Origin of the sequence: Ligilactobacillus agilis DSM 20509, from assembly GCF_001436215.1 — a bacterium.
In the GTDB taxonomy this organism is placed as follows: Bacteria; Bacillota; Bacilli; order Lactobacillales; family Lactobacillaceae; genus Ligilactobacillus; species Ligilactobacillus agilis.
In genome coordinates, this window is sequence record NZ_AYYP01000063.1 from 8170 (window position 1) to 33448 (window position 25279).

The 25279-nt window shown below is 42.1% G+C and carries 21 protein-coding genes, 1 tRNA gene and 1 pseudogene; 3 read left to right on the forward strand and 20 right to left on the reverse strand.

Translation table 11 applies throughout. From position 1 onward, the window contains the following. Positions 1-88: 88 nt before the first annotated feature. From FC14_RS07935 to rbsK, 3 genes and pseudogenes are all read right to left on the reverse strand, one after another. Positions 89-1232: pseudogene (locus tag FC14_RS07935) on the reverse strand (RNA-guided endonuclease InsQ/TnpB family protein). A gap of 438 nt (positions 1233-1670) precedes the next feature. After that, entirely contained in the window at positions 1671-2576 is a 906-nt protein-coding gene (gene rihC / locus FC14_RS07940) for a ribonucleoside hydrolase RihC (protein WP_056977234.1), read from the reverse strand. A 96-nt stretch (positions 2577-2672) separates the two neighbouring features. Further along, positions 2673-3593, reverse strand: coding sequence for a ribokinase (gene rbsK, locus FC14_RS07945; RefSeq protein WP_056977236.1), 921 nt, complete (start codon positions 3591-3593; stop codon positions 2673-2675). A 394-nt stretch (positions 3594-3987) separates the two neighbouring features. Between rbsK and FC14_RS07950 the strand changes: the two genes are divergently transcribed. Both FC14_RS07950 and FC14_RS07955 read left to right on the forward strand, forming a co-directional pair. After that, the gene (locus tag FC14_RS07950; RefSeq protein ID WP_056977238.1) at positions 3988-4368 is read left to right on the forward strand and encodes a transposase family protein; all 381 of its coding nucleotides are present in this window, start codon (positions 3988-3990) and stop codon (positions 4366-4368) included. Beyond that, positions 4352-5425 (forward strand): ISL3 family transposase, encoded by a 1074-nt coding sequence (locus FC14_RS07955; RefSeq protein WP_056977239.1) that lies wholly within the window; start codon positions 4352-4354, stop codon positions 5423-5425. Before FC14_RS07950 ends, FC14_RS07955 begins: the two co-directional genes overlap by 17 nt. An 82-nt stretch (positions 5426-5507) precedes the next feature. Here the strand turns inward: FC14_RS07955 and argS are convergent, their stop codons facing one another. The 4 genes from argS to FC14_RS07975 form a co-directional block, all read right to left on the reverse strand. Further along, positions 5508-7205, reverse strand: coding sequence for an arginine--tRNA ligase (gene argS / locus FC14_RS07960; protein WP_056977241.1), 1698 nt, complete (start codon positions 7203-7205; stop codon positions 5508-5510). Between the two features lie 258 nt (positions 7206-7463). Continuing rightward, positions 7464-7534: transfer RNA gene (locus tag FC14_RS07965), tRNA-Gly, on the reverse strand. Positions 7535-7589: 55 nt separating this feature from the next. Next, the gene (locus FC14_RS07970; RefSeq protein WP_056977243.1) at positions 7590-7799 is read right to left on the reverse strand and encodes a hypothetical protein; all 210 of its coding nucleotides are present in this window, start codon (positions 7797-7799) and stop codon (positions 7590-7592) included. Positions 7800-7916: 117 nt separating this feature from the next. After that, complete coding sequence (locus FC14_RS07975; protein ID WP_050611910.1) at positions 7917-8795, reverse strand: LysR family transcriptional regulator; 879 nt, start codon at positions 8793-8795, stop codon at positions 7917-7919. A gap of 140 nt (positions 8796-8935) precedes the next feature. On the opposite strand from FC14_RS07975, the gene FC14_RS07980 reads away from it, so the two are divergent. After that, positions 8936-9775, forward strand: a complete 840-nt coding sequence (locus FC14_RS07980) for an aldo/keto reductase (RefSeq protein ID WP_056977245.1) — start codon at positions 8936-8938, stop codon at positions 9773-9775. A 71-nt stretch (positions 9776-9846) separates the two neighbouring features. Here FC14_RS07980 and purD read toward each other — a convergent pair whose 3' ends face one another. The 13 genes from purD to FC14_RS08045 form a co-directional block, all read right to left on the reverse strand. Next, on the reverse strand, positions 9847-11112 hold the full coding sequence (purD, locus tag FC14_RS07985; protein WP_056977247.1) for a phosphoribosylamine--glycine ligase: 1266 nt from the start codon (positions 11110-11112) through the stop codon (positions 9847-9849). 12 nt (positions 11113-11124) lie between these two features. Next, complete coding sequence (gene purH, locus FC14_RS07990; RefSeq protein ID WP_056977249.1) at positions 11125-12663, reverse strand: bifunctional phosphoribosylaminoimidazolecarboxamide formyltransferase/IMP cyclohydrolase; 1539 nt, start codon at positions 12661-12663, stop codon at positions 11125-11127. A gap of 14 nt (positions 12664-12677) precedes the next feature. Next, entirely contained in the window at positions 12678-13253 is a 576-nt protein-coding gene (gene purN, locus FC14_RS07995) for a phosphoribosylglycinamide formyltransferase (protein ID WP_056977250.1), read from the reverse strand. A gap of 4 nt (positions 13254-13257) precedes the next feature. Next, positions 13258-14304, reverse strand: coding sequence for a phosphoribosylformylglycinamidine cyclo-ligase (purM, locus tag FC14_RS08000; RefSeq protein WP_056977252.1), 1047 nt, complete (start codon positions 14302-14304; stop codon positions 13258-13260). 13 nt (positions 14305-14317) lie between these two features. Next, a complete protein-coding gene (purF, locus tag FC14_RS08005) occupies positions 14318-15754 on the reverse strand; it encodes an amidophosphoribosyltransferase (protein ID WP_056977255.1) in 1437 nt (478 codons plus the stop codon). After that, a complete protein-coding gene (gene purL, locus FC14_RS08010) occupies positions 15730-17952 on the reverse strand; it encodes a phosphoribosylformylglycinamidine synthase subunit PurL (RefSeq protein WP_056977257.1) in 2223 nt (740 codons plus the stop codon). The genes purF and purL overlap by 25 nt, the downstream gene beginning before the upstream one ends. Continuing rightward, positions 17945-18631, reverse strand: coding sequence for a phosphoribosylformylglycinamidine synthase subunit PurQ (purQ, locus tag FC14_RS08015; RefSeq protein ID WP_056977259.1), 687 nt, complete (start codon positions 18629-18631; stop codon positions 17945-17947). The genes purL and purQ overlap by 8 nt, the downstream gene beginning before the upstream one ends. Next, positions 18631-18879: a phosphoribosylformylglycinamidine synthase subunit PurS gene (gene purS, locus FC14_RS08020; RefSeq protein ID WP_050611901.1), complete on the reverse strand. Its 249-nt coding sequence runs from the start codon at positions 18877-18879 to the stop codon at positions 18631-18633. The genes purQ and purS overlap by 1 nt, the downstream gene beginning before the upstream one ends. 2 nt (positions 18880-18881) lie before the next feature. Next, positions 18882-19604, reverse strand: coding sequence for a phosphoribosylaminoimidazolesuccinocarboxamide synthase (gene purC / locus FC14_RS08025; protein WP_050611900.1), 723 nt, complete (start codon positions 19602-19604; stop codon positions 18882-18884). Between the two features lie 245 nt (positions 19605-19849). Then, the gene (locus FC14_RS08030) at positions 19850-22180 is read right to left on the reverse strand and encodes a restriction endonuclease PLD domain-containing protein (RefSeq protein WP_056977261.1); all 2331 of its coding nucleotides are present in this window, start codon (positions 22178-22180) and stop codon (positions 19850-19852) included. Continuing rightward, positions 22181-22831 carry a potassium channel family protein gene (locus FC14_RS08035; protein ID WP_050611899.1) on the reverse strand — a complete coding sequence of 217 codons (651 nt, stop codon included), beginning with the start codon at positions 22829-22831 and terminating at the stop codon, positions 22181-22183. It abuts the gene before it with no gap. A 23-nt stretch (positions 22832-22854) separates the two neighbouring features. Further along, positions 22855-24243: a TrkH family potassium uptake protein gene (locus FC14_RS08040; RefSeq protein ID WP_056977264.1), complete on the reverse strand. Its 1389-nt coding sequence runs from the start codon at positions 24241-24243 to the stop codon at positions 22855-22857. Positions 24244-24373: 130 nt separating this feature from the next. Beyond that, positions 24374-25255 (reverse strand): alpha/beta hydrolase, encoded by an 882-nt coding sequence (locus FC14_RS08045; RefSeq protein WP_056977266.1) that lies wholly within the window; start codon positions 25253-25255, stop codon positions 24374-24376. Between the last annotated feature and the right edge of the window lie 24 nt (positions 25256-25279).

Below are 25279 nucleotides of genomic sequence, written 5' to 3' on the forward strand. Positions count from 1 at the left end.
CCAACACCAGTATTCCCATATCCCAACTTGGGGATAATGACAGTGACTGACTCTTGTAGCTTAAGGGTGTAGCCCACCCCATTTATTTTTACAGTAAAGCAAGTAAGTTTCTCACGGCATTTTCGTCTCGCTCCATAATTGTCCCGCACTCATAACAAACATACTCGTTATGTTTTGTTCAGTGTTTCTTGTTGCCGTCAAGCCCGACTTTATCTGCACCAATCTTAACATGACCACACTGAGAACAGCACTGGGTACTCGGATAGTAACGGTCCGCTAAGATTAACTCATTGCCATACCCATTCTTATATTTTAAAACATGCTTGAAATAGCCAAACATTGACCGGTGTAAGCCTTTAGACGTGACTCATCTACATCTGTTTGACTGCTAAATCTTCAATGACAATGCGGTCATAATTATTGACTAGCATAGTTGGTAAACTTTTGAACAATATCGTGTTGAATACTAACGACTTTGCAATAATTACGTTGCAACTTTGCTCTCGTCTTAATGTAATTATTTGCTTGGGTCGCTTTTTTCCGTTTGCCACTCGTTTCCTAGCTAAGAGGCGTTGGTAATGCTTAATGCGCTTATACAAAGCCTTTAGATTATTGGGCAAAGTCTTGACTTGACCTTCAGGATAGTCAAGGTGGCCGACATTAACATCAACAGCTGTCTTTTGCCCGGTTTTAGTTTTCTTCGTCACCTTAACTTCAAAGGGTAAGCACGCCCAGTACTTACCATTTTCACGGTAAATCGAAACGACTTTTAATTCACCGTTTAAATCATTAGCACCTTTAAAACTAATATCAGCCCAGGCTTTAACCCCATACGGTTTATCCAACCGTAACTTACCATTAACAATCTGAGCCCGGTCCGTTTTAAAACCCTGGCGGGCTGTTTTTTTAGACTTAAACTTTGTCTTGCCCCAATCCGGTAATGACTTCTTAAAGAAGTTTTGCCAAGCTTTACCTAAGTCAGAAATAGCTAGCTGTAAACACCGGGCCGACAGTTGGTACTGCTAATCTTCCTTGTTGGCAACTAACTCATCACGAACCTTACGTTCACTTGGACGCAACTTCTTATTTTCTAAAACTAAGGAAGCATCATACATGTCATTCCATAAAGCTAAGCCTTGATTCCAACAATAACGCCTATAATCGCATAAATCATCAAGCACTTGTTTCATGGTTTCGTTAGGATCCAGTCTAACTTTTTGTACACGTAGCATTAAACTCACCTCCTATTACAGAGATGATAGCACTTTCTCAACTAACATTCAAAACATAAGTTCTAAAATAACAATTAATCCTACATTTTTAGCAACAGTTAATCTCCTCCCTCTAACTCCGTTAACCTAGCAACGACTATCGTCTTAGTCTTGGTTAACGTTGGCTGTGCACTTTCGCCTAGTTTGCTAGCCCTAATTGCCACCCCACTTGGGTTAAATCACCCACGCGGAATAATGTTAATTTCGACCTGTGCTTTCTTAGTCATCGCTATTTATGCTACCATCCATTATTTAGGCGTTCACAAGGCTAATGTTGCTAAAGAAACAGTCCACTCGAAAGAACCGCATAATGCACATTAACTTACTCAAACATTGCAAAAGTCGCCCCTTATGCTGAACGATTCAACATAAGGAGCGACTTTGTGATATTTAGACTTACTACATATTGTCCTTAACTTTGTTAACAAACCACTCATTAAATGAGTCTGTATCAATGTCTAAGCAAACCTTGACGTTGGTTTCTTGGTGATAGGCTGCTCTAACATCCGCAACGGTTGCGCCTAGGGCTGGGCCCTCAGTTACAACATCTACCCAGTAATCTTTGGTTGTAAAAGCCTCTGGATGTTGGAGGTAAAAGACAGTTTGGAGATCATGGATGGCCGTACCAGCTTCCGTCTTATCACCATCAGCACTGATAATACCATCAAGCATTTGCCCTGCTGGCCCACACTTAGCAATGGCTTGGTGACTGGCTTCAGTAATTCGACCTTTTAAGGTGACGTCTAAGCCGACCATTACTAAATCAAGGCCTGACTTAAAGACAATTTCAGCCGCTTGGGGATCGCTATAAACATTAAATTCAGCCACACTGGACATATTGCCTCGTGAAAGGGTCCCGCCCATTAAGATGACTTGCTTAATCTTCGCCTTGTCTTCGGGATATTGCGCCAGTAAGAGGGCCAAGTTAGTGTAAGCACCCGTGGCTAAAATCGTCAGTGGTTCCGGACTAGCTTGAAGTAATTCGTGCATAGCTACCACTGCATCTTTGGCCACCACCGTCCGCTGAGGTTCAGGAAAATCATAGCCATCCATCCCCGATTGGCCATGGATATGACTGGCATCTTCGTATTGCTTGATTAATGGCTTCTTAGCCCCCGCAGCTACGGGGACTTCCTTGTTAAAAAATTCGACTAATTTCAAGGCGTTCTTGCTCGTTTTGTCAACGGTTACATTTCCAGCAACAGTTGTAATCAATTCGAGTTTAAGCGCTGGGTCTGTTAGAGCTACTGCTAGTGCAACCCCATCGTCAATACCTGGATCACAATCAAAAATTATCTTGGTCATACTAACTACCTTCTTTGTTTAATATTAATCTCATTATATTAAAATAGTTCAATTTATACTAGTAAGTTTTGAGAAAATTAATTATTTTACTATAAATCACCTTGTTAAAGCCGTCTTAATCTCCTCTGCACTAGGAATCGACGAAGCCGCCCCCATCTTTTGCACAGCCAAACTAGAGGCCTTTTGGGCATAAGTTAAGGCAGGAACAATATTACTCAAGTCTTTGCTTAGTTGGGATGCTAATGCCCCGATAAAAGTGTCACCGGCCGCGGTCGTGTCGAGTGCTTGCACCTTGAAAGCTGGAACTAAGCCTTGAGAACTTGGGGTAGAGTAATAAACACCCTTTGAGCCCAGCGTAATTAAAAGCGTACCTACCCCCATTTCTTTAAAGGCGTTCGCAGCTGCCTGCATACTTGCCTCATCCGTAATTTCACTTCCTGTTAGTGCTTGGCACTCAGTTTCGTTAGGAATAATGATATCGGTGTATTCCAAAAGAGCCGGCATAATTTTACCTGCTGGCGCTGGGTTAAAAATAGTTGTCACTCCTAGACTCTTAGCTAATTTAAAAGCCGCTAGCGTTACTTCTTGGGGAGTTTCATTTTGTGCTAGCAAAAAGTCGACTTGTGCCAGCACTGCCTCACTTCCGGTTAAAACCTCGGTAGTCATTGCTTGGTTGGCCCCACCGTAAACCATGATGTCATTTTGTCCGGCTGAGTTTAAAGTAACTAGGGCCGTCCCGGTACCAATTTCTTTATTTTGGCTGATTAAATCAGTATTGATTCCCTCTTCTGCTAAATTTTCTAGCATAAATTTGCCCTCATCGTCAGTTCCGACCATCCCAATGAAATAGGTCTGCGCTTCTGAGCGAGCAGCAGCTACTGCTTGGTTATTGCCCTTGCCTCCACCGGTTGAACTCTTACTTAGAGCTTGAATAGTTTGCCCTGGTTTAGGAAATTCGTTAACCCGGTAAGTGGTATCAATATTAATACTGCCTAAAACTGCAATCTTGTTAGCCATTCTAATCACTACTTTCTACTTAATAAAACTACGTAAAACCTTTTAATTATTACAAATTAATGGTAACGCTTTCTTGAGATAAACGCAAGTCTTTTTCGGGATTATAATTAAAAAGACTTTGTCTAAAACGCTGGGGCTGTATTTTCAAAGGACTCTACGAAATCAGCGTGCCTTTCTAGGATCTTTTTGCTAACTTTGAATCTAAAAATCTAAAAATCTTTCTTTTAGAAAAATTCTCACAAAAAAACGGGTCTCCACAAAACTCTGGGTGTGAACGATTTCGCACCCAGAGTTTTTCATTCTTTATGAGAAAAAATATTAAAAAAAAGCCCATTTTGAGATTTCTCCATTTATAATATAAGCGACCAAACAAATATTAAAGGGGATGCACAAAATGAACTCCAAAAATTATTATAACACACTTTCATCACACCAGGACGAAATCAACCAAATTAATCATCTCTACTTAAATATAACTTCTAAAGGACTAATCATGGATGAAATGCCACATGTTGAGCCTTATAAAAAGTTTGATAGAGCCTTATTTGTTCCGGCTAAACTTAAATTTCCCCAAAGACCTACTTGTATTTTTTGCGGCTCTAAAGCCGTTGAATATCACGGTTACACCCCTTCTACCTTGAAACATATTGCCGCTGACCCTAGTTTCCCTGTTTTTATTGAACTAAAGAAGCATCGAGCTAAGTGTCTTACCTGTGGCCACTGTTTTCAAGCTGAAGATGCTGATTTGGCTCCTAAATATGCTCAAAAAAACTAATCAGGTTACTCAAAAAATCATTAGTGAGCTCCTAACTCTCACTACCATGAAAGATATTGCTAATCACAATAACGTTAGTCCTTCTACCATTGTGAACGTCCTTAATGAGTCAGTTACACTCTCTAGCTTCACCCTCCATGATTCACTACCCGAACATCTATGTTTTGATGAGGTTAGAACTAACGACAACCAACTGTCTTTTATCTGTATTGATGCTGTGAAACATACCTTAGTGGCACTGTTTCCTAGAAAGTCTAGCTATGATATCGAAAAATTTTTTAACGGCTTTTCTCTAGCCCAAAGGGCTAGGGTTAAAACGGTCACTACCGATTTAAATGCTTATTATGCTAGTGTTGCCGAGCGTCTCTTTCCTAATACTGAAATTATCATAGATCGTTTCCATATCATCAAAATGATTAACCCAGCTTTTAATCATGAACGCGTTAAGAAGATGAAACTCTTTGCCAAACCTTCGGTTGAATATAACCTGTTCAAATGTCATTGGCGTCTTTTACTTCTTGACCCTGCCAAGCTTGACAATGAGCACCCACATTACCGCAGACAGCTTAAATGTTCAATGACTGATGCGCAAATTGTTAGTGAAGCTCTTGAATTATCAGAAGAATTACTACTATCACACAATGTTATTCATAAACTTCATCGTGCCATTATCTGTAATGATGTCCTTACTTTAGCTCGCTGCCTTCGTGCCTTTAAACAAAGTTTTAAGCAAGTTAGCGTTCAAAAGGCTCAATGGACTAAGAAACACGGGGATGCTTATCCTAAAAACATTAAGAATATCGACAATAATCACTTAATTCAAACCTTAAATACCTTAACAACAGATAAAAATCTCGCCCACGTTTTGAATGCCGCTAATCCTAAATTTGCTAAATATTCAAATGGCCCGATTGAAGGAATCAACCGTAAAATCAAGTTACTTAGACGCCTTAATTTTGGCATGCCAAATTTCATCAACATGAAGAAACGCATCATTCTTTGGTTGAATTTCAAGTCAAAGAAAAAGAATTCTAAGAAAATCGCGCTGATTTCTTAGAATTCTTTGAAAATGATGCACACAAAGTTTTGGGTAGAGCCCAAAAATGAGCCACCCTCAAGGATGACTCATACTTACTAGTTTACATTTCGTCAGGAGCACCGACACCTAAAAGACGAAGGGCTTCCTTCAAGACAGTCGCCACGGCGGCAACCATTGCCAACCGTGCTTGCTTTTGCTCATCATCGGCTAAAATCCGTGAGTGAGCATAGTACTTGTTGAAGGCCTTGGCTAAATGAATTGCGTACTTAGCCACAACAGATGGTTCATATTCTGTCACCGCCCGTTTAACGATTGCTGGGAAGTCCCCTAATAAGCGGAGTGTTTCCCATGCCTCAGGGTCATTTAAATCATATGAACCTGTTACGGCATCAGCATCCACCCCTGCTTTTCTTAAAATACTCATTGCCCGTGCGCGTGAGTATTGAACGTAAGGACCGGTTTCCCCTTCAAAGCGCACAACTTCTTCCAAATCAAAGTCAAAGTTATTCAAGCGTTCATTCTTAAGGTCGTGGAAGACAACCGCTCCGACCCCAACTTGGTGGGCAACTTCAGCCTTGTTAGCCAAAGTAGGGTTCTTTTCTTCAATTTGCTTAGTAGCCAAGTTAACCGCATCGTTAAGCACTTCTTGCAGTAAGATTACCCGTCCAGCCCGAGTCGACAACTTCTTCCCACCAGAAGTAATCAAACCAAATGGAATGTGGTGGATATCATCGGACCAATTATAACCCATTTCCTTTAAAACTGCCTTTAATTGCTTAAAGTGGTTAGTTTGTTCATTCCCTACTACGTAAAGAGATTGTGCAAAGTCATAAGTCCGTTTCCGGTATAAGGCAGCTGCTAAGTCCCGGGTGATATAAAGGGTCGCACCATCAGACCGCTTAATTAAAGCTGGGTTCAAGTTGTACTTGTCTAAATCAACAATTTGTGCCCCTTGACTTTCTTTAAGTAGATGCTTTTCTTCTAACAACTCAACGATTTCATCCATCTTGTCGTTGTAGAAGGCTTCCCCATTGTAAGAATCAAAGCTGATTTCTAATTCGTCGTAAACTTCCATGAATTCCTTGAGGGATTCTTCCCTAAACCACTTCCATAGGCGGGTAGCTTCTGCGTCCCCATCTTCTAGTCGCTTAAACCAATGACGTGCTTGGTCATTTAATTCAGGCTTAGCTTCTGCTTCCTCGTGGAAACGAACGTAGTATTTAAGTAAGGTTGCAATCGGGTCAGCCTTAATTTCAGCTTCGCTTCCCCACATTTCGTAAGCACACATTAACTTACCAAATTGGGTCCCCCAGTCACCTAAGTGATTAATTTTAACTGGCTTGTAGTTAACCTTAGCCATCAAGTTAGCAATTGAGTTACCAATTACAGTTGAACGTAAGTGCCCCATTGACATTGGCTTAGCAATGTTAGGAGAAGACATATCAATTGGAACTTGCCGACCGGCCCCTAGGTCTTGGTTACCAAAGTTTTCTTTAGCAGCTAAAACTTCTGCCAAGATTGCCTTAGCGTAAGCTTGCTTGTCTAAAAAGAAGTTGACATAAGGACCAACCGCTTCAATTTTTTCAAAGCCAGTTTGATCGATTTTTTCTACCAATTCAGCTGCGATTGCTTGAGGTGCCTTTCTTAATACCTTAGATAAGACAAAGGCTGGGAAGGCATAGTCACCCAAATTCAATGCCTTAGGAATTTCAATTTTACTTAAAATTTCATCCTGACTTAATTGACTGTCAATGGCTGCGCTAATTGCATTAGCTACTTGTAACTTATAATCTTGCATAAAATCCTCCTTAAAAAATTGACCATAAAAAACGCCCCTCACGTTAAACGTAAGAGACGAGAATTTCCCGCGGTACCACTCTACTTGATTTAGCAATCCACTTTCATTATCTACTTGTAATTCTAAGAAGCGCGCTTGGCCCAGTTGGCTTATCTGGCTTCCACCCTCCCAGATTCGCTAAGAAGTTACCTAGGTTACTCTTCTTCTATCATCGAATTGTTAATAAAAAACACCCCCGCAAAACGGAGATGTCAGTTAAGCGGGTGACGAGAATCGAACTCGCGACATCAGCTTGGGAAGCTGGGATTTTACCACTAAACTACACCCGCATCAACAAGAATAACTATAGCATAGATTCTTGTTAATGTCACGTTTTTTTTTAAATTAAGCAGAAATTTTTTTCATGCAGTCAAAACGGACAACTGCTCGGTTATGAAAATCAGTTACGGCTACGTTATCTTCGTTATCATGTTCCAAGATTGCGACTACGGCTGAATTTTCATATTTCTTTTCGACTGAGCCAATGAAATCATGCTTTAGCGAACCAAATTTTTTGCATTTGACCTTATCGCCAACTTCAATCTTTGTTTCCATTATGTCACCTCGCGTTCAACAATTTCCCATGAATATTAACAAATTTCTTTTCCAGATGCAAGTAAAAAACGGGCTAACTAAGGAAAAATTTAAAAATAACAGTAAATTAGTTAGCTATTAAGCATACCGTTGCTTAATATACTCTTGAACCGTCTTGATGAAGGCCTTGGTCGAAGGAGTTTGTTGACTTTTGGTATGGGCCACTAAACAGATTGTCCGGTAAAACTCCTTAGAAAAAGGATAGGTCTGCACCTTACCAGCTAAATTTTGCAAGGCTAAGTCAGGTAAGATTCCCAGGCCCAAACCACTTTCGACCATGGCAATGATAGAAGCGTCATCGATACTGTACTGAATCGAGTTGACGGAGACGTTGTAGGCATCCAGCGCCCTCTTGGTATCACGGTCGTAGTCAATTTGTTGGAGAATAAATTCTTCGTTAACTACGTCTTCTTGGGTAATCGTTTTGCCATTGCGGGGCTTAAAACCGACTGGAGCAATGCAGTAGATTGGATCTTGGTGCAAGGCTATCACTTCTAAATTCTCCTTAATAGGTAAGGCACTAAAACCAAGGTCAAGCGTCCCCAAGCGGACTTGTTCAACCACCTCGTTAAAAGTCCCTTGGCGGACACTGATTTCAATTTCAGGGTAGGTTTGCTTGAAGCTATTGATAATATCGGGTAACCAGTTGATGCAGACACTACTGAAGGCCCCAATCCTAATTTGCCCTTGGTTAAGTCCATTTATTCGGGCCGCTTCTTCGGCTAACTTAGCCTCCGTATTTAATAGCTCTTGAACAATCGGTAAAATTTTAGCCCCATCGGGTGTTAGCTTAACCCCGTTACGGTTGCGTACAAATAAGGGAAAGCCTAATTGTTTTTCAAAGCCCGCCAAGGAGTGACTAACCGCCGACGGCGTCACCTGTAATTGTTTGGCCGCAGCCACTAACGTTTTTTGCTTAGCTACTTCACTAAAGACCTGGTAGGTAAAATCTGCCATTGTTGTCCCTCTTTTCTTTGTCTAAGTTACACCTAAATTATAGCAAAAATAGCAGGGGCTTAAGCATGTCATTTTTGCTAGCGGTGGTATAATTAAGACATGAAAACATTTGCACAATATTATTATGGGGAGTGATTAATTTGACTAAAATTCCTACTAAGACCTTAAATGACGGCAACCAAATCCCCGTACTTGGGTTTGGAACCTACAAACTAAACGGAGCTCAAGGTGTCAACGCTATTAATAGCGCCTTAAGCAACGGCTATACCTTACTGGATTCAGCCTTTAATTATGAAAATGAGGGGACCGTGGGGGAAGCCATCAGACGTTCTAGCATTAAACGTGAAGACATCTTCGTAACCTCTAAACTGCCGGGCAGACACCAAACATACGATCAAGCCATCCCCACCATTCAGGAATCCCTTTACCGGGCCGGACTAGATTATTATGACCTCTACCTAATTCACTGGCCTAACCCTAAAGAAGACCACTATGTCGAAGCCTGGCAAGCCTTAATTGATGCTCAAAAATTTGGCCTCGTTCGTTCAATCGGGGTCTGCAACTTTTTACCTGAACACTTGGAACGTTTGGTAGCTGAAACTGGCGTTACCCCGGCTGTCAACCAAATCGAATTGCACCCATACTGGTCCCAAGCTAGCCAACGGGCATATGATCAAGCCCACAGAATTTTCACTCAAGCGTGGAGTCCCTTAGGGCGGGCCAGTTCTGTTTTACAAGAACCTGGCATTAACGCTATTGCTGACAAACACCATAAATCTGCTGCCCAAGTTATTTTACGCTGGGAATTCCAACTAGGGGTAGGGATTATTCCTAAAGCTAACTCCACCAGCCACCAATTGGCCAACCTAGATATTTTCGACTTTGAGTTAACCCCTGAAGAACTGGCAGCCATTACTGAGCTAGACAAACCTAACGGTCGACTTAAAAACCAAGACCCTGCTGTTTACCAAGAATTTTAGATTTCCAAAAAACTCCTCCGACTGGAATGTAGATTCGCACCGGAGGAGTTTTTACACTATCTTAAGTTGTTTTAAAATGAAGCCTTAGTCGCCCTAAAGCCAATATCCTTACGGTAGAATGTTTCCGCTTGAACTTGACTATTGAGGCATTCGTAAACTTTCAATTGAGCTTCTGCTAGCGAAGGCGCACTTGCAAGCACGGTCAAAATCCGTCCCCCAGCCCCTTTCAAATCGTCTAGACTGCCAGTCACGTTAGCATAGTCGATGTCTAAGCTTTCGTCAGCCAACTGTAAGGAAATTGCTTGGCCTTTAAGGGGCGCTTGCGGATAGCCTGCCGCTGCCAAAACAACCCCTAAACAAGCGTTAGGTTTAACCTTAACCTCTGGAAGATTAGCTTCAGTTACAAAAGCATTAATTAACTCAGCAAAATCAGTGGCTAAGCGGGGTAAGACCACCTGGGTTTCCGGATCACCTAACCGGACGTTATACTCAATCACCTTAGGCCCTTGGGCGGTTAGAATCATCCCGATGTAGAGCACCCCTTGATAATTAAGGTTAGCTTGCTTCAAACCAGCAATCGTTGGTTCGACCACCTCTGTTAACATCCGCTGGTAATCTACTTTTGCTAGTTGTGGTACCGGACTATAAGCACCCATCCCACCGGTATTAGGTCCCTTATCTTGATCAAAGGCCCGCTTGTGGTCTTGAGCCATTGGTAAAATCCGGTAGCCAGATTTGCCAATTAATAGAAAAAGTGAGTACTCATCCCCTGCTAAGAATTCTTCTAAGACAATTTGCTTTTGGCCTTTTTTAAACATCAACCTAATCTCAGCTTCAGCTTCGTCCTTGCTAGGAGCAATCACTACCCCTTTACCAGCAGCTAAGCCATCAGCCTTAATTACGATTGGTTCACTAAAATCCTTAAGACCTGCAATGGCAGCTTCTGAAGATTGGTAGGTTGCAAATTTAGCCGTTGGAATTTGGTATTGGTCCATGAAACGCATGGCGTAATCTTTAGAGCCTTCAAGTTGGGCTGCTTCTTTATTAGGGCCAAAAATCTTTAAGCCATCAGCTTCAAAGGAATCTACGATTCCAGCTACCAAAGCATTTTCCGGCCCGACAAAAGTCCAGTCAATTTGTTCTTCTGCTACTAAACCCTTTAAGGCGTCAAATTCTAACTCACCAATATTGACAACCTCAATCTTGTCACTAGCCATCCCCACGTTACCAGGAGCGCAGAAAACTTTTTCTACCAATGAACTTTGTGCTAAGCTTTTAGCGATTGCATGTTCACGTCCGCCAGCACCTACTACTAATAAGCGTAATTTTTTGGTCATCTTCCTACCTCATTAATGTCTAAAGTGACGGACACCCGTTGTTACCATGGTAATTCCATACTTGTCGGCCATCTCGATTGAATCTTGATCACGAATTGAACCACCAGGTTGAACGATTGCCTTAATTCCATGCTTAGCAGCGTATTCAACGCAATCATCCATTGGGAAGAAGGCATCACTAGCTAACACAGCATGTTCGTCTAAAGAAGCCCCCGCATGCTTGATGGCAATCTTGGTTGAATCAATCCGGTTAGGCTGACCTGCCCCAATTCCTAGTGTCCGTTCACCGTTAGCAACCACAATCGCATTGGACTTAGTGTGCTTAACTGCCTTCCAAGCAAACATTAAGCTAGCTAATTGTTCCTCAGTTGGAGCCACCTTAGTGACCACCTTCCAATCCTTAACGTCTTCTGCTAGAACGTCTTGGTCTTGGACTAATAAACCACCTAAAACAGAAACCACCTCTGGCTTTTGGGCAGTATCTTTTTGGTCAAAGTCTAATTGAAGTAAGCGTAAGTTCTTTTTCTTAGCTAAAACTTCAAAGGCATCTTGGTCAAAGCCTGGGGCAATAATAATTTCCAAGAAGAGCTTGTGCATCTTTTCAGCAGTGGCCAAGTCAACTTGACGGTTGAGGACAATTACGCCCCCAAAGATTGAAATTGGGTCAGCTTCATAGGCTAAATCCCAGGCTTGCTCTAGGTTATCAGCCTGGCCAATCCCACATGGATTCATATGCTTCAAAGCCACCACAGTTGGTTGACTGAATTCTCTAGCAATCCTAATGGCTGCGTCAGCGTCCTTAATATTATTGTAAGATAATTGCTTACCATGAAGTTGTTTAGCTTGGGCAATGGAGTAAGCTTCTGGTAAGGTATCTTCATAGAAGTAAGCTTTTTGGTGACTATTTTCGCCGTAACGCATTTCTTCTTTCAAGTCGTAAGTTAAAGTCAACTTTTCGGGTGCACTAATTCCCGCTTGCTTAGTGAGGTAGTCAGCAATCAAGGCATCATAGGCGGCTGTATGCCGGAATGCTTTGGCCGCTAATTTTTGACGGGTTTCCAAAGTTGTATCCCCGTTAGCTGCAATTTCTTCAGCAACTTGCTTGTAGTCAGCTGCATCTACCACGATTGTTACGGCTTGGTAGTTTTTAGCTGCGGACCGAACCATGCTTGGACCACCAATATCAATGTTTTCAATCGCATCAGCTAAGGTCACGCCTGGTTTTTGAATTGTTTCTTTAAATGGATAAAGGTTAACGCAAACCAAATCAATCGGCTTGATCTTTAACTCAGCCATTTTTTCTAAGTGAGCTGGCAAATCACGCCGGCCTAACAAGCCCCCGTGAATATATGGGTTCAAGGTTTTTACCCGGCCGTCTAAAATTTCGGGAAAACCAGTTACGTCTTCGACCGAGATGGTTTTAAGACCGGCTTCGTCTAACACCTTCTTAGTCCCACCAGTTGAGATAATTTCATAGTCATTGGCAACTAAGGTCTTAACAAAATCTACTAAGTTACTCTTATCAGATACGCTAACTAATGCTCGTTTCATTTTTTATAACCCCTTTAGTTATTGGCTTGATTTGCTAAAATTGTTTGTAGAACTTGCGGATATAAGCGGTGCTCACAGGCATGAATCCGCTCTTCTAGACTGGCTAGACTATCAGTTGGAAGAATAGCTACGTGTTCTTGGGCAATAATTGGGCCCGAATCTAGCCCGGAATCAATATAATGAACTGTTACCCCAGTTTGCTTTTTCTTATCGGCAAAAGCCCGTTCAATCGAGTGGAGTCCAGGGTATTCTGGCAAGTAAGCCGGGTGAAGGTTGATAATTCTTCCTTCATAATCGGCTAAAATAGTAAGCCCAATTACCCGCATATAACCAGCCAAAGCGATAAAGTCGACGTGATAATCCTTTAAAACCTGTAAAATTCGCTCTTCATAAGCTTGCTTTCCCCCACAAGCTTTAACCGTAAATGTTTCTACTGGAACTTGGAACTTCTCAGCCCTTTTTACTACATAGGCATCAGGATGGTCACAAAATAATAGTACCAATTCACCAGCCATTTGGCCTTGTTGAAATTTTTGTGCCAGCACTTCAAAATTGGAACCATTTCCCGATGCAAAAATTGCCACCCGCATAATCCTACCTCGATTTCTCAATTGAAATTTTGTCTTCATCAGCCTGCCGTTCGACTAGCTGCCCGATTTGATAGTGAGCTTCACCAGCTTGACTTAGGGCTTGGCTTACCTTAGGATAATCTGCTTGTGAAACGGCCAAGACTAAACCAATTCCCATATTAAAAGTTTCATAACAATCTTGCTCACTAAGCTGACCTAACTTTTGCAAGTAGGTGAAAATTGGTAGCTTAGGCCAGCTAGTCGCATCCACTTTCGCCTTGAGATCATCACCATACATCCGCGGCAGGTTTTCAATCAACCCACCCCCGGTAACATGGCTGATGCCCTTAACTAAGCCCGCTTTAACTAAAGGTAAAATTGCCTTAACATAAATTCTAGTTGGCTCGAGTAACACTTCACCTAAGGTCTTGCCTGAAAGCTCTGCTGGCTTAGCAGTTAAAGCTAAACCGGCATCTTTAAAGATGATTTGTCTTACTAGCGAGTAACCGTTGGAGTGCAGGCCCGAAGATGGTAAGCCCACTAAAATATCGCCTGCTTGGGGCAAAGCGGCCGTTAAAAGCTGACTTTTTTCGGCCACCCCAGTTGAATAGCCCGCTAAATCATACTCATCTTCAGCGTACATATCAGGCATTTCGGCAGTTTCTCCCCCGATTAAAGCACAGTTTGCTTGCCGACACCCTTCGGCTACCCCCGCTACAATCGCCGCCATTTTTTCGGGGTCATTATGCCCGGTAGCGATGTAATCTAAGAAATACAAGGGTTCTGCCCCTTGCGCTAAAATGTCATTGACACACATAGCCACACAGTCAATTCCGATTGTATCGTGCTTAGCTAGCATTTGAGCTATCATCAGTTTAGTACCAACGCCATCTGTCCCCGAAACTAAGACCGGTTCCTTGACGTTAAGGCTACTAAGATCAAACATCCCCCCAAAGCTACCCACAGTCCCCATGACTCCTAAACGGGCGGTAGACTTTACATCCGCTTTAATCTTTCTGACTAATTCATACCCGGCGTTAACATCAACGCCAGCTTCTTGATAACGACTCATTTTTTACACCCTTTCAGCCTTGTCTTAGCGACTTTAGGTAATCTTCCTCATAGTCATATAGAGGCGTTGGATAATTACCATCAAAATATGCAACCGTTAAGCCACCATTAGGGGCGTCACCTGCATCCGGTAGGTCAATTGCTTTAATCAAACTCGGAATCGAGAGGAAGCCTAGACTGTCAGCCCCGATAATTTGGCGCATTTCTTCAACACTGTGATTAGCCGCCATTAATTCCGCCCGGGTCGACATATCAATCCCATAAAAACATGGAAACTTCAAAGGAGGTGAAGCAATCCGCATATGAACTTCCTTGGCACCGGCATCCCGAATCAATTTCACTAACTGTTTTGAGGTTGTTCCCCGCACAATCGAATCATCGACCACCACTACGCTCTTACCTTCAACTACCCCGCGCACAGCCGAGAGTTTCATCTTAACTCCCCGCTCACGTAATTCTTGAGTTGGTTGAATAAAGGTCCGGGCAATATATTGATTTTTGATTAGACCCATTTCATACGGCAAGCCTGCTTCTTCTGCGTAACCCGAAGCCGCGGATAAGGAAGAATTAGGCACCCCGATAACCATGTCAGCTTGCACTGTTGGCTGTTCTTTAGCTAACAAGCGGCCCATTTTCTTTCGGGCGTTGTGAACAGTTACTCCGTGAATAATTGAATCTGGACGGGCAAAGTAGATATACTCCATTGAACAAATTGCTAACTGGGTGTCTTTAGTATAGTGATCAATCTTTAAGCCATCCTTGTCGATAATGATTAACTCACCTGGAAGGACGTCGCGGACGAACTTGGCCCCAATAACATCTAAAGCACAGGTTTCACTAACGACCACGTAAGCTCCATTTTCTAACTGGCCAATACTCAAAGGACGAAAACCATTGGGGTCTAAGGCAGCCACTAAGCAGTCCTTCTTTAACAATAAGAACGCAAAGCCGCCCTTGACTTCATTTAAACTCGCCTTTAATGCATCTATAAAGCCTAATTCCCGTTTTTGCCGGATAAGGTGAATTAAAATTTCTGTATCAGAAGTTGATTGGAAAACGGCCCCTTGGTCTTCTAACTGATACTTCAATGACTTAGCGTTAGTCAGGTTGCCGTTATGGGCCAAGGCAATATCACCATCATGGAATCTAAATAAGAAGGGTTGGATGTTAGCAACTGAATTATTACCACTGGTTCCATACCGAACATGGCCAATTGCGGATTGGCCCACTAAGCGGTCAAGATCTTTTTGATCCGCAAAAACTTCCGCCAATAAACCCCGGTTGCGGTATTGGTGCAAACGCTCCCCGTCACTGGAGACAATCCCGGCACCTTCCTGACCGCGGTGCTGTAAACTGTGCAGGCCAAAGTAGGTTAAGGCACTGGCATTGGGAGTTCCAAAAACGCCAAAGATTCCACACTCTTCGTTTAAGCCTTTGATTTCATAAGACATGGAATGGCCTCCTCCCAAATTTTTTGGCCCGCAGCTAAATCAAGTTGCAACTGACCATCACTTAACTTAGCCACTAGCTTGTGCTCTGCTGTAACTTGTCCTACTAAGCTAGCTGCTTGTCCCAACAATTCTTCAAAGGCTGCTTGTTTTTCCTTGGCAACTGTTACTACCAACCGACCAGCAGTTTCACTAAATAATTGTGCCTTAGTTAAGGCTAAGTCTAAGTCTAGGCCTAAGTCAGTCTTAAAGGCTGTTTCGGCTAAGGCTACACCTAACCCACCTTCGCTAAGGTCATGGCTACTCTTAACCAGTCCTGTTTCCATTGCTTGCAGCAACTTCTTAAGGTAAGCGTTAATCTCAGTCAAATCAAGGTCAGCTAATGGACCACTAATCTTACCAGTCAATAACTTTTGTAATTCTGACCCGGCATAATCATCACCTGTTTGACCCACTAAGTAAACCAAGTCACCCGCAGTCTGAACAAAGGATGGAATTACGTAATTAACATCCTTAATCAAACCAACCATTCCGACCATTGGTGTTGGGTAAATGGCTTCCCCATTGTTTTCGTTATAAAGGGAAACGTTCCCAGAAATAACAGGGGTATCTAAAGCTAAGCAAGCATCAGCCATCCCTTGAACTGATTGGTGTAACTCATAGTAAATTTCTGGATCGTTAGGATCGCCATAATTCAAGCAGTCAGTCATTGCTAGGGGTAAGGCCCCACTTGAGATAACGTTAGTAGCTGCTTCAACAACCGCCATCTTACCACCAACCTTAGGGTCAAGGTAGACAAAGCGCCCATTACCATCGGTTGTCATCGCTAGGGCCTTTTTAGTTCCCCGAATCCGGATAACCCCAGCATCACTACCAGGTCCTACCACCGTACTAGTCCGCACTTGGGAGTCATAGGTTTGAGTAAACATCTCTTTAGAGGCAATAGTTGGTTGAGCCAATAATTTTTTCAAAGTTTCACTTGCATCGCTAATTTCTGGTTGCCACTTTTCAGTGTCTGCGTTTGCTAATCGTGCGGGTACCCGTTCTTGGCTAGGTTCTTCCAAAACATCATCAGTCAAGGTTGAAACTGGGATGTTAGTCACCACTTGCCCTTGGTGCTTTAACACGTAATCATGTCCAGCTGTTACCCGGCCGATTACAACTGCTTCCAAATCATAATTCTTAAAGATAGCTTGAACGTCTTCTTCATGTCCCTTTTTAACACAAAGAAGCATCCGTTCTTGAGACTCACTCAACATAATTTCGTAAGCTGACATGTTAGCTTCACGTTGGGGCACGTAATCTAGGTTTAATTCGAGGCCACTATTAGCCTTAGAAGCCATTTCACAAGACGAAGACACAATCCCGGCCGCCCCCATATCTTGAATACCAACTAACCAGTCAGCGTGTTGGCTAGTTAATTCTAAGCAAGCTTCCATCAAAAGTTTTTCCATAAACGGATCGCCCACTTGAACAGCGGACCGTTGTGTTTCCTTATCGTCAGCAAAATCAGCGGACGCAAAGGTGGCCCCGTGAATGCCATCACGACCAGTCTTAGCCCCAACGTACATTACGGCGTTGCCAACCCCAGTTGCCCGGCCTTTTTGCATATCCTTTTGGTCCATCAACCCAACACTCATCGCGTTTACTAACGGATTGCCAGTGTAACATTCATCAAAAGTCATTTCCCCAGCAACGGTTGGAATCCCCATACAGTTACCGTAGCCACCAATCCCAGCGACCACTTCGTTAATTAAATATTTAGTTCGGGGTCGGTCAATTTCTCCGAAGTGCAGAGAATCTAGGGACGCGATCGGACGGGCCCCCATACTAAAGATGTCACGTAAAATCCCCCCAACACCAGTAGCAGCTCCTTCATAAGGTTCAACTGCAGAAGGGTGGTTATGACTTTCAGCTTTGAAAACAACTGCTTGGCCATCACCGATGTCGACAATCCCTGCACCTTCACCAGGCCCTTGTAATACGCGTTCATTCTTATTAGGGAACAACCGTAAGACCGGCTTGGATTTTTTATAAGAGCAGTGTTCACTCCACATTACCGCAAACAAGCCAGTTTCAGTGTAGTTAGGTAAGCGTCCTAACAATTCAGTAGCAATATAGTCGTATTCCTTTTCTGTTAAACCCCATTCTAAGTAAGGCTTTTGATCTTTAATTTCTTGGGGTGTTAATTCTTTAGCCATTTACTACTTCCTCCGTTTGGTGCCCATGTTTTAAAATTGATTTAAAAAGGCGTAGTCCGTCTTCGTTACCTAGTAGAGCTTCCACTGCCCGTTCTGGGTGAGGCATCATCCCTAAAACGTTACCCTGCTCATTTACAATTCCAGCAATATCATGCAAGCTACCGTTAGGATTTTCGCCATGATAGCGGAAGGCGATTTGATTGTTAGCTTCTAGCTTAGCTAGAGTTTCTTCATCAGCATAGTATGAACCATCAGCGTGCGCGATTGGTAACTTAATCACTTCGTTGTCATTATACTCAGAGGTAAACATCGTTTGGTTATTCACCTCTAAGGCGACCGTCTTGCAAACAAATTTCAAGCTGTCATTTTGCTTCAAGGCCCCAGGTAAAAGCCCAGCTTCCGTTAAAATTTGGAACCCATTGCAAGTTCCAAACACGGGCTTACCCGCCTTAGCAAATTCAATCAACGCCGGCATGATATTAGCAAACCGTGCAATTGCCCCGCATCTAAGGTAGTCTCCATAAGAGAAGCCTCCTGGAACCATCACCGCATCAAACCCATCCAAACTAGTTTCTTTGTGGGAAACATATTCAACTTCGGCATGACAAACCGTCTTTAAGGCTTCATATAAATCAATATCACAGTTAGAACCTGGAAAAACAATGACTGCAAATTTCATTAAGCTTCCTCCATCACTTCGTAACGGTATGTTTCAAGGTTAAAGTTAACCAACAATTGTTCCGAGATTTCCTTAACAGCCTGATCAATATCCTTCTTACTTGGGTCAAGGGTCACATCAAAAAACTTACCAACTTTCACTTTTTGAACTTCATCATGTCCGAGCGCATGAATTGCGTCAGTAATGGTTTCACCTTGGGGATCAAACACTGATTGCTTATATGTAACGTAAATTCTAACTTCAACCATTTTTAGTTAGCCTCCTTAGCTAAAACTTCTTCTAACCGAGTTAACACTTCTTCATAAACAGGAGTCAAATCGCCTAAATCACGACGGTAGACATCTTTATCCATGTGGGCTTTAGTGGTTAAATCCCACAAGCGACAATTATCTGGTGAAAATTCGTCCGCCAAAACAATCGTCCCGTCAGCCAAGCGCCCAAATTCTAATTTAAAGTCGACCAACTGTAAATTTGCCTTTGCAAACAAAGGAATGAGTAACTGGTCAACCTTCCGAGACAATTCCCACATGTAATCAAGTTCTGCCTTAGTGGCAATTCCTAAGGCCAAGGCCTGTGATTCATTCATAAAAGGATCGTCTAACTCATCACTCTTATAGTATGTTTCTTCGACTGGTTGCTTGAAAGGTGTTCCTTCTTTAACACCAAACCGGCTTGCAAAGTGACCAGCGGCAATATTTCTAGTTACAAATTCTAGGGGAACGATAGTCACTTTTTTGACCAGCTCTTCTGTTTCAGAAAGCTTCTTTATAAAGTGAGTTGGAATTCCCTTAGCCTTTAGGTAATTAAAGATTAAGGTAGAAATCTGGTTATTAACTTGTCCCTTACCTTTAATTTGATCTTTCTTCTTACCATTCAAGGCTGTAGCTTGATCCATATAAACAACTCGTAAAACATCTTCATCTTCTGTGGTCCACATTTGTTTGGCTTTGCCAGTATAAATCAATTCAGACATGATTTTTCAGCGACTCCTTTGTTCAAAAAGCGAATTTTAAATCTTTAACGAAAGTAAACCTTCGTCATTTCTTCCTAAGATTATCAATTTTAAAGCCCGCCGTCAAGAACAAAACACGAATATTGAAAACTTTTTTGTGGTTTTCAAACGCTTTTAACTAAAAAATAATAATTTTACACAATCCAAACCGCTATATCAACCTATAAAAAAGGAACAATCGCCAAAAACGATTGTTCCTTTATGCTTTATTTGATAAACTTATCTACTAACCTAAACCATGGATTTTTCTGCCGCCGTTCTAGCTTTTCTTTTTGTTTCTGTTCAGCCTGATACTTAACGGTGTACATGGCTTGAAATTCCGATTGACGCTCAATTTTTTCTAGCTCTTCCCGGCGCTTTTTAACCCCCGTTTCTTCATCATGATGTTCCCTAAGCAAATTAACCCCCAGCCACTTATCCATGTTATCGATGTTGACGGTTAACCCAACAGATACATAGCTAGCACAAATTTCTAATTTGGGCGGTAAGTAATCAAAGAACCGCTTAATGTCGTTCCGATTTGGAAATACCCCCACCGGAATTAAACACTGGTCGTCACCTGCAGTCACTGAGATTTGCTCAATAACTTGCTTGTCGCTCAATAAGGTCCGCCAATTGCGGCGTCCTTTATCGAAATTAATATCGTAATTATCTTCACCAAAATAAGTTTCTAAATCACTAACATCCAATTCATAATCTTCAGTTAACCTACGCAAATTAGCCTTAACTGGAGAAAGAAAGTCCTTCGTCAACATTTGATAATCTTCTAAGCTTAAATTATCTAATTGCCGGTCAATCGCTTGGCTAAGGTATAGAAAAACATTATTATTAACCATCCGCCCTTGGCGACTTTTAATTCCTTCTAAAAAATCTAAAAACTCTTCGTCTTGTACCGTAAATTCTTTAAACTGGTTTTCCTGTCCAATCGCATAGGCTCGCTTACCAACCTGACTTGAAATTGAAACCTTACCACCATCTTTGTCATTCAGTCCAAATAAAACAACCGGGTGTACACTGCCATGATAACGGTTAGCTAGGTACTTTAAAGTTGCCTCAGCACTAGCACCAAACAAGGAAATATCGGGGTCATCAATGCACATCGGGGTGACTGAACTTTTAGTTTCCATATATTCCTGAGTAAAAGACCAAACGTTTCTATTAATATCCTTTTTACTTTCCATTAAGGGGTTAGTCTTGCCTAGCTCTTCCGGAGATTTACCCGCAGCTAGGGCATCTTTGACCTTCTTTTTGATTCGAAACATCGCATCCGTTCCATCAACAATATTATTGGTATTTCCAATAGTCAGATTTGAGGCAATCTTTAACAGGGTGGTCTTGCCAGTATTTCCCTGGCCAATTAAGCCAGCTACCACTGGAATTTGATCGACATTTCCTTTATGCTCGCTAATGATTTTACGGATTTTCCAGATATTAGCTGATTGTAAGACGTACATCAAAAAAGAAAAGGCAGCTTGTGATTCATCACTTTGCTTGCGGTCCCGATAAAAGCGGACGATTTCTAAGATGTCTGTTATTTCTTCTTTAGTTGGTTTCTGGGCTATGACAGGTTCTTGCAACGACGACCCGAAGCTAGGTGCCTTTAGTAAACTAGTTTGATCTTCATCGTAAACATATAAGGGTTTAGGATAAAATTCGTGGGCTTGTCTATTTAGAAAGTCAAAATTCGCCTTACTCTCTTGCTCGTGATAGATTACTTTAAAAATCTGTTTACGCTTAACCTCGTCAGTTAACAGGTTGAGCTTTTCTTTAACCTTACCACTTTTATTAAAAATCAAGTTAACAACCTGCTCTTTAGCCTTTTGCTCACGCTTAATTGCCGCAACATCAATTACTTGCCGCGTTTCTTGTTTAATCTTAGTGATATCCTCTGAAGCAAAGGTCGGTTTATTCTTAGCAGCTGCCAGGTTTTCAACCGTTTGGTCAAATAAGTAAATCTTTTGTTTTTCTGTATTTTCCTGGCCAAAAAAGCCCGTCACAATTTTACGGTTTAAAAACTCAGCTGCAGTTTGATAAATATCTTGGTAAACGGCTTGATAGATTTCTTGGTAAGCTAAATCCTCGGTTTTACCATGATCACACAATAGAACTTCTTTATTACGTTTTAAGGCTTGTTCACTTAGATTCATCGAACCTAAGTAGGCCCGATAATCATCACCATTAGGGTTAGTCAATATGTAGACTTTTGAGTGAACTAAGGCTTCCTTAGAAAACTTCAATTCTAGACTACCGTCTTCAAAACGTTGCCTTAATTCCGAGTCTAGACTGGTTAACAATTTAAATTGCTCATTACTAGCATAAAGATAATTTTCTAATGCCGTATTGGCTTTGGTATCACTCAAACCAATCACTAGCTCTATTTTCTCAAACCTTGGTAACAAATACTTTTTTATAAAAGAAAGGCTGGTGTTATAAACCGCACCGCGAAAGGTCGTTAACCCCTTAGCATTTTGGTCAATATCTCTAAAAAAATCCGTCCCTAAATCTTGAATGACAGTTCTATCTTTGATTACTACCATTTATTTCCCCCGTTCCAATCCTAAATCCTGCTTATCCGTTACCACTAAAATGGTATCTCCCATGATGAAGGTAGCATCGGGGCCAATATCCGTCAACAATTCTCCATCACGTCGGACGGCAATAACGTTTAAGCCGTAACGCGAGCGGAGGTTTAAGTCAGCTAAGCGCTGGTTAAGCCATTCTCGTTTGACGTTAATTTCAACAATCGAAATTTTATCCGACAGTTCAATGTAGTCCAAGAAATTCTTGGCTAATAGGTTACGTGCAGCCCTAACGGCTCCGTCACGTTCTGGAATCACGACGCGGTTAGCGCCAACCTTTTGAAAAATTGTTCGTTGGGTATCATCCGAAGCCTTGGCAATGACCAAAGGCACCCCGGCATCCTTAGCGGCCATAATCGCCATAATCGAAGCCCCGAGGTTACCAGACATCGAAACAACCACGCCGTCCATATTATTAAGCCCTAATTTTTCATAGGCCATTTCATTTAAACAATCAATTGCCACGGCCATCGTAACGTCATCTGCAATCGCAGTTGTTTGCGCTTCGTTTCTATCAACTGCTAAGACATCGGCGCCTAGTTCCATTAACTCGTGGCAAACACTCCGTCCAAATTCTCCTAAACCAAAAACCGCATATGATCTATCCATCTACTCTATCCTTCTTTCTATCTTTAGCCTACCCGAATATTTCCGGCTGCATACTTAATGTCAGCTTGGTGTTCCCGTTTAGTTAGCGCCAGTAAAATTGAGGCCGGACCAACCCGTCCTAAATACATACAAGCAATGATTAAATATTTAGCAGCGGTCGTCAAATCTGGGGTTAAGTCGCGACTAATCCCGACCGTTCCCAGAGCACTATAAACTTCAAAAATATTGTCGGTCATATCACCAGGCTGGATGAAATACATTAATAAAACCGCCATCACACTAACAATCACACTAATAACGGTAATTGCAATTGCCTTTCTAATTGTTTGGCGTCCAATCCGGCGTCTAAAGCAAATCACATCTTCTTCACCCTTAATGATTGCCTTGACTTCTAACATAATTACTGCCAAGGTGGTCGTCTTCACCCCACCGGCGGTCCCCGTTGGCGAGCCCCCAATAAACATCAAAAAGACGGTCAACATTACTGAAGGAATCGTTAAATCAGCTTGGGAGATTGTTACAAACCCAGCCGTCCTAGTAGTTACTGACTGGAATAAAGCTTCTAACATCGCCTGAGCGGTCCCAACTTTACCTAAAGTTGCTGGATTATTGTGCTCGAATAGGTAGTACAAAACAGCCCCACCCAAAATTAAGATAGCAGTCGTTAATAAAACTACCTTACTATGTTGAGAGAGAGTTGTTTTTAACCTTTTTCCCCGACCTTTTTTTCGATAACGATATTGGTTTACCAAACCATGGCCTAATTCATTCCAAACAGTAAAGCCTAAGCCACCACAAATGATTAAAAACATCGTCACAAAGTTTAACCACCAGTTACCAGCATAGTTTATTAAACTATTAGGGGCTAGTAGGTCGATGCCAGCGTTACAAAAGGCCGAAATCGAGTGAAAAATAGCATACCAGCTTCCTCTCCCCAAACCAAAATGGGGAACAAAATAACAGGCATAAGCTAAAGCCCCAATTGCCTCAACTATTAAAGAATCACGAATGACGTGAATGACAAAGCGCACAATACCTTGGTTGTTATCCAAATTAAAGGCATCAGCCATCAGCAAGCGATTTTGCAACGAAATTCGCCGCCCGGTTGCAAAAAAGGCTAGTGACATCAAGGTAATCGTCCCTAGACCACCTAGCTGAATTAACAATAAAATCACTAAATGTCCCAGTTCTGACCAATGACTTGCAGTCGTGACCGTCACCAAGCCCGTCACACAAACACTGGTTGTGGCCGTAAACATCGCGTCAACAAAAGGGGTCGCCTTGCCAGTCACACTCATCATGGGAAGCATCAATAAGCCGGTTCCGATTAAGATTGCTACTAAAAAGCTAAGCGTGATGACCTGTACCCGCGAAAAAATATGCTTTTGTTTCGTTTTTCTTCTTGAATACATGCTATCTTCCTATCTTCAAAATATCTTCAGTATTAACATTATAACAAATACCGCCCCTAAAGTTTGGGTTACGGCTTGCGAATCAATAAAAAAAGCACCTAGCAGCTTTATGCCACTAGGTGCTGGGTAGTTATTCGCGATTATCTGGGTATAAGTGGATTGTTGCAGGCTCATCTTGAACTAGCCAAACTCTGGCCAATTCAACCCAAGCCGCTAGGTTAGGCTGAATATCACTAGCAAAGACTGCACTGGTCCGGTCGGCCAAAGCTAAGCCGTGACCACCCGTTGCAAAGAGATGGTATTCACAGGCAACCCCAGCCTCTTGAAGTTTCACCACAAATTTACTCGTTTCAAGTGGGCTGACCGCTAAATCTTCGTTACCTTGCCAGATGAAAGTCCGGGGCATTTGCGCATTAACCTGGGTCACTAAGTCCAACTGTGCTAAACTTTCTTTTGCCATCAGCTCGTCGAAGTGCGCCTGTTCTTTAACGTGCACCGCGTTTGCAGACAACATTGGGTAAGATAATAACAAGCCACGAATTTTAAAAGTTATTTTTAATTGAGCTTCCCGGCGCCACTGCTTATCCAAGTATCGTTCCGCCAAACTCGTTACTAAGTGAGAACCAGCCGAAAAACCAAGTAGATAAACACGACTAGTATCAATAAACCACTCCGCAGCATGCTGTTCAACTAAATTCAAGCTAGTAACTAAATCTAGTAAGGAATCTTTTACACGATAATCCTCATTAATAATTGCGGGCTGACTTTCATCCGGTCTTTGCTTGAAGTAAACAGAATAATTAACCAATGCTACGTTAAAGCCTAACCCTAAAAAGCGGGCTACCACTGGCTCACTTTCCTTGTGTGCTAACGACAGGTAGCCTCCCCCTGGACAAATAACCATTAACGGGCGGTTACGGTGTTTTTTATGGGTAATTTCTTCGTCAAGCAGATATAGTTTCATCCCAGCTTGCGGGTTGTCCGAACGTAAATTGATTTCGTGATAATACATTAAAAAGCCCCCTTTAGATTTTAT

What these genes read in the sequence shown, in the direction of transcription:
- rihC (WP_056977234.1), bottom strand. Translation starts at nt 2,576, where the DNA reads ATGACCAAGATAATTTTTGATTGTGATCCAGGTATTGACGATGGGGTT.
- rbsK (WP_056977236.1), bottom strand. Translation starts at nt 3,593, where the DNA reads ATGGCTAACAAGATTGCAGTTTTAGGCAGTATTAATATTGATACCACT.
- FC14_RS07950 (WP_056977238.1), top strand. Translation starts at nt 3,988, where the DNA reads ATGAACTCCAAAAATTATTATAACACACTTTCATCACACCAGGACGAA.
- FC14_RS07955 (WP_056977239.1), top strand. Translation starts at nt 4,352, where the DNA reads ATGCTCAAAAAAACTAATCAGGTTACTCAAAAAATCATTAGTGAGCTC.
- argS (WP_056977241.1), bottom strand. Translation starts at nt 7,205, where the DNA reads ATGCAAGATTATAAGTTACAAGTAGCTAATGCAATTAGCGCAGCCATT.
- FC14_RS07970 (WP_056977243.1), bottom strand. Translation starts at nt 7,799, where the DNA reads ATGGAAACAAAGATTGAAGTTGGCGATAAGGTCAAATGCAAAAAATTT.
- FC14_RS07975 (WP_050611910.1), bottom strand. Translation starts at nt 8,795, where the DNA reads ATGGCAGATTTTACCTACCAGGTCTTTAGTGAAGTAGCTAAGCAAAAA.
- purD (WP_056977247.1), bottom strand. Translation starts at nt 11,112, where the DNA reads ATGACCAAAAAATTACGCTTATTAGTAGTAGGTGCTGGCGGACGTGAA.
- purH (WP_056977249.1), bottom strand. Translation starts at nt 12,663, where the DNA reads ATGAAACGAGCATTAGTTAGCGTATCTGATAAGAGTAACTTAGTAGAT.
- purN (WP_056977250.1), bottom strand. Translation starts at nt 13,253, where the DNA reads ATGCGGGTGGCAATTTTTGCATCGGGAAATGGTTCCAATTTTGAAGTG.
- purM (WP_056977252.1), bottom strand. Translation starts at nt 14,304, where the DNA reads ATGAGTCGTTATCAAGAAGCTGGCGTTGATGTTAACGCCGGGTATGAA.
- purF (WP_056977255.1), bottom strand. Translation starts at nt 15,754, where the DNA reads ATGTCTTATGAAATCAAAGGCTTAAACGAAGAGTGTGGAATCTTTGGC.
- purL (WP_056977257.1), bottom strand. Translation starts at nt 17,952, where the DNA reads ATGGCTAAAGAATTAACACCCCAAGAAATTAAAGATCAAAAGCCTTAC.
- purQ (WP_056977259.1), bottom strand. Translation starts at nt 18,631, where the DNA reads ATGAAATTTGCAGTCATTGTTTTTCCAGGTTCTAACTGTGATATTGAT.
- purS (WP_050611901.1), bottom strand. Translation starts at nt 18,879, where the DNA reads ATGGTTGAAGTTAGAATTTACGTTACATATAAGCAATCAGTGTTTGAT.
- purC (WP_050611900.1), bottom strand. Translation starts at nt 19,604, where the DNA reads ATGTCTGAATTGATTTATACTGGCAAAGCCAAACAAATGTGGACCACA.
- FC14_RS08030 (WP_056977261.1), bottom strand. Translation starts at nt 22,180, where the DNA reads ATGGTAGTAATCAAAGATAGAACTGTCATTCAAGATTTAGGGACGGAT.
- FC14_RS08035 (WP_050611899.1), bottom strand. Translation starts at nt 22,831, where the DNA reads ATGGATAGATCATATGCGGTTTTTGGTTTAGGAGAATTTGGACGGAGT.
- FC14_RS08040 (WP_056977264.1), bottom strand. Translation starts at nt 24,243, where the DNA reads ATGTATTCAAGAAGAAAAACGAAACAAAAGCATATTTTTTCGCGGGTA.
- FC14_RS08045 (WP_056977266.1), bottom strand. Translation starts at nt 25,255, where the DNA reads ATGTATTATCACGAAATCAATTTACGTTCGGACAACCCGCAAGCTGGG.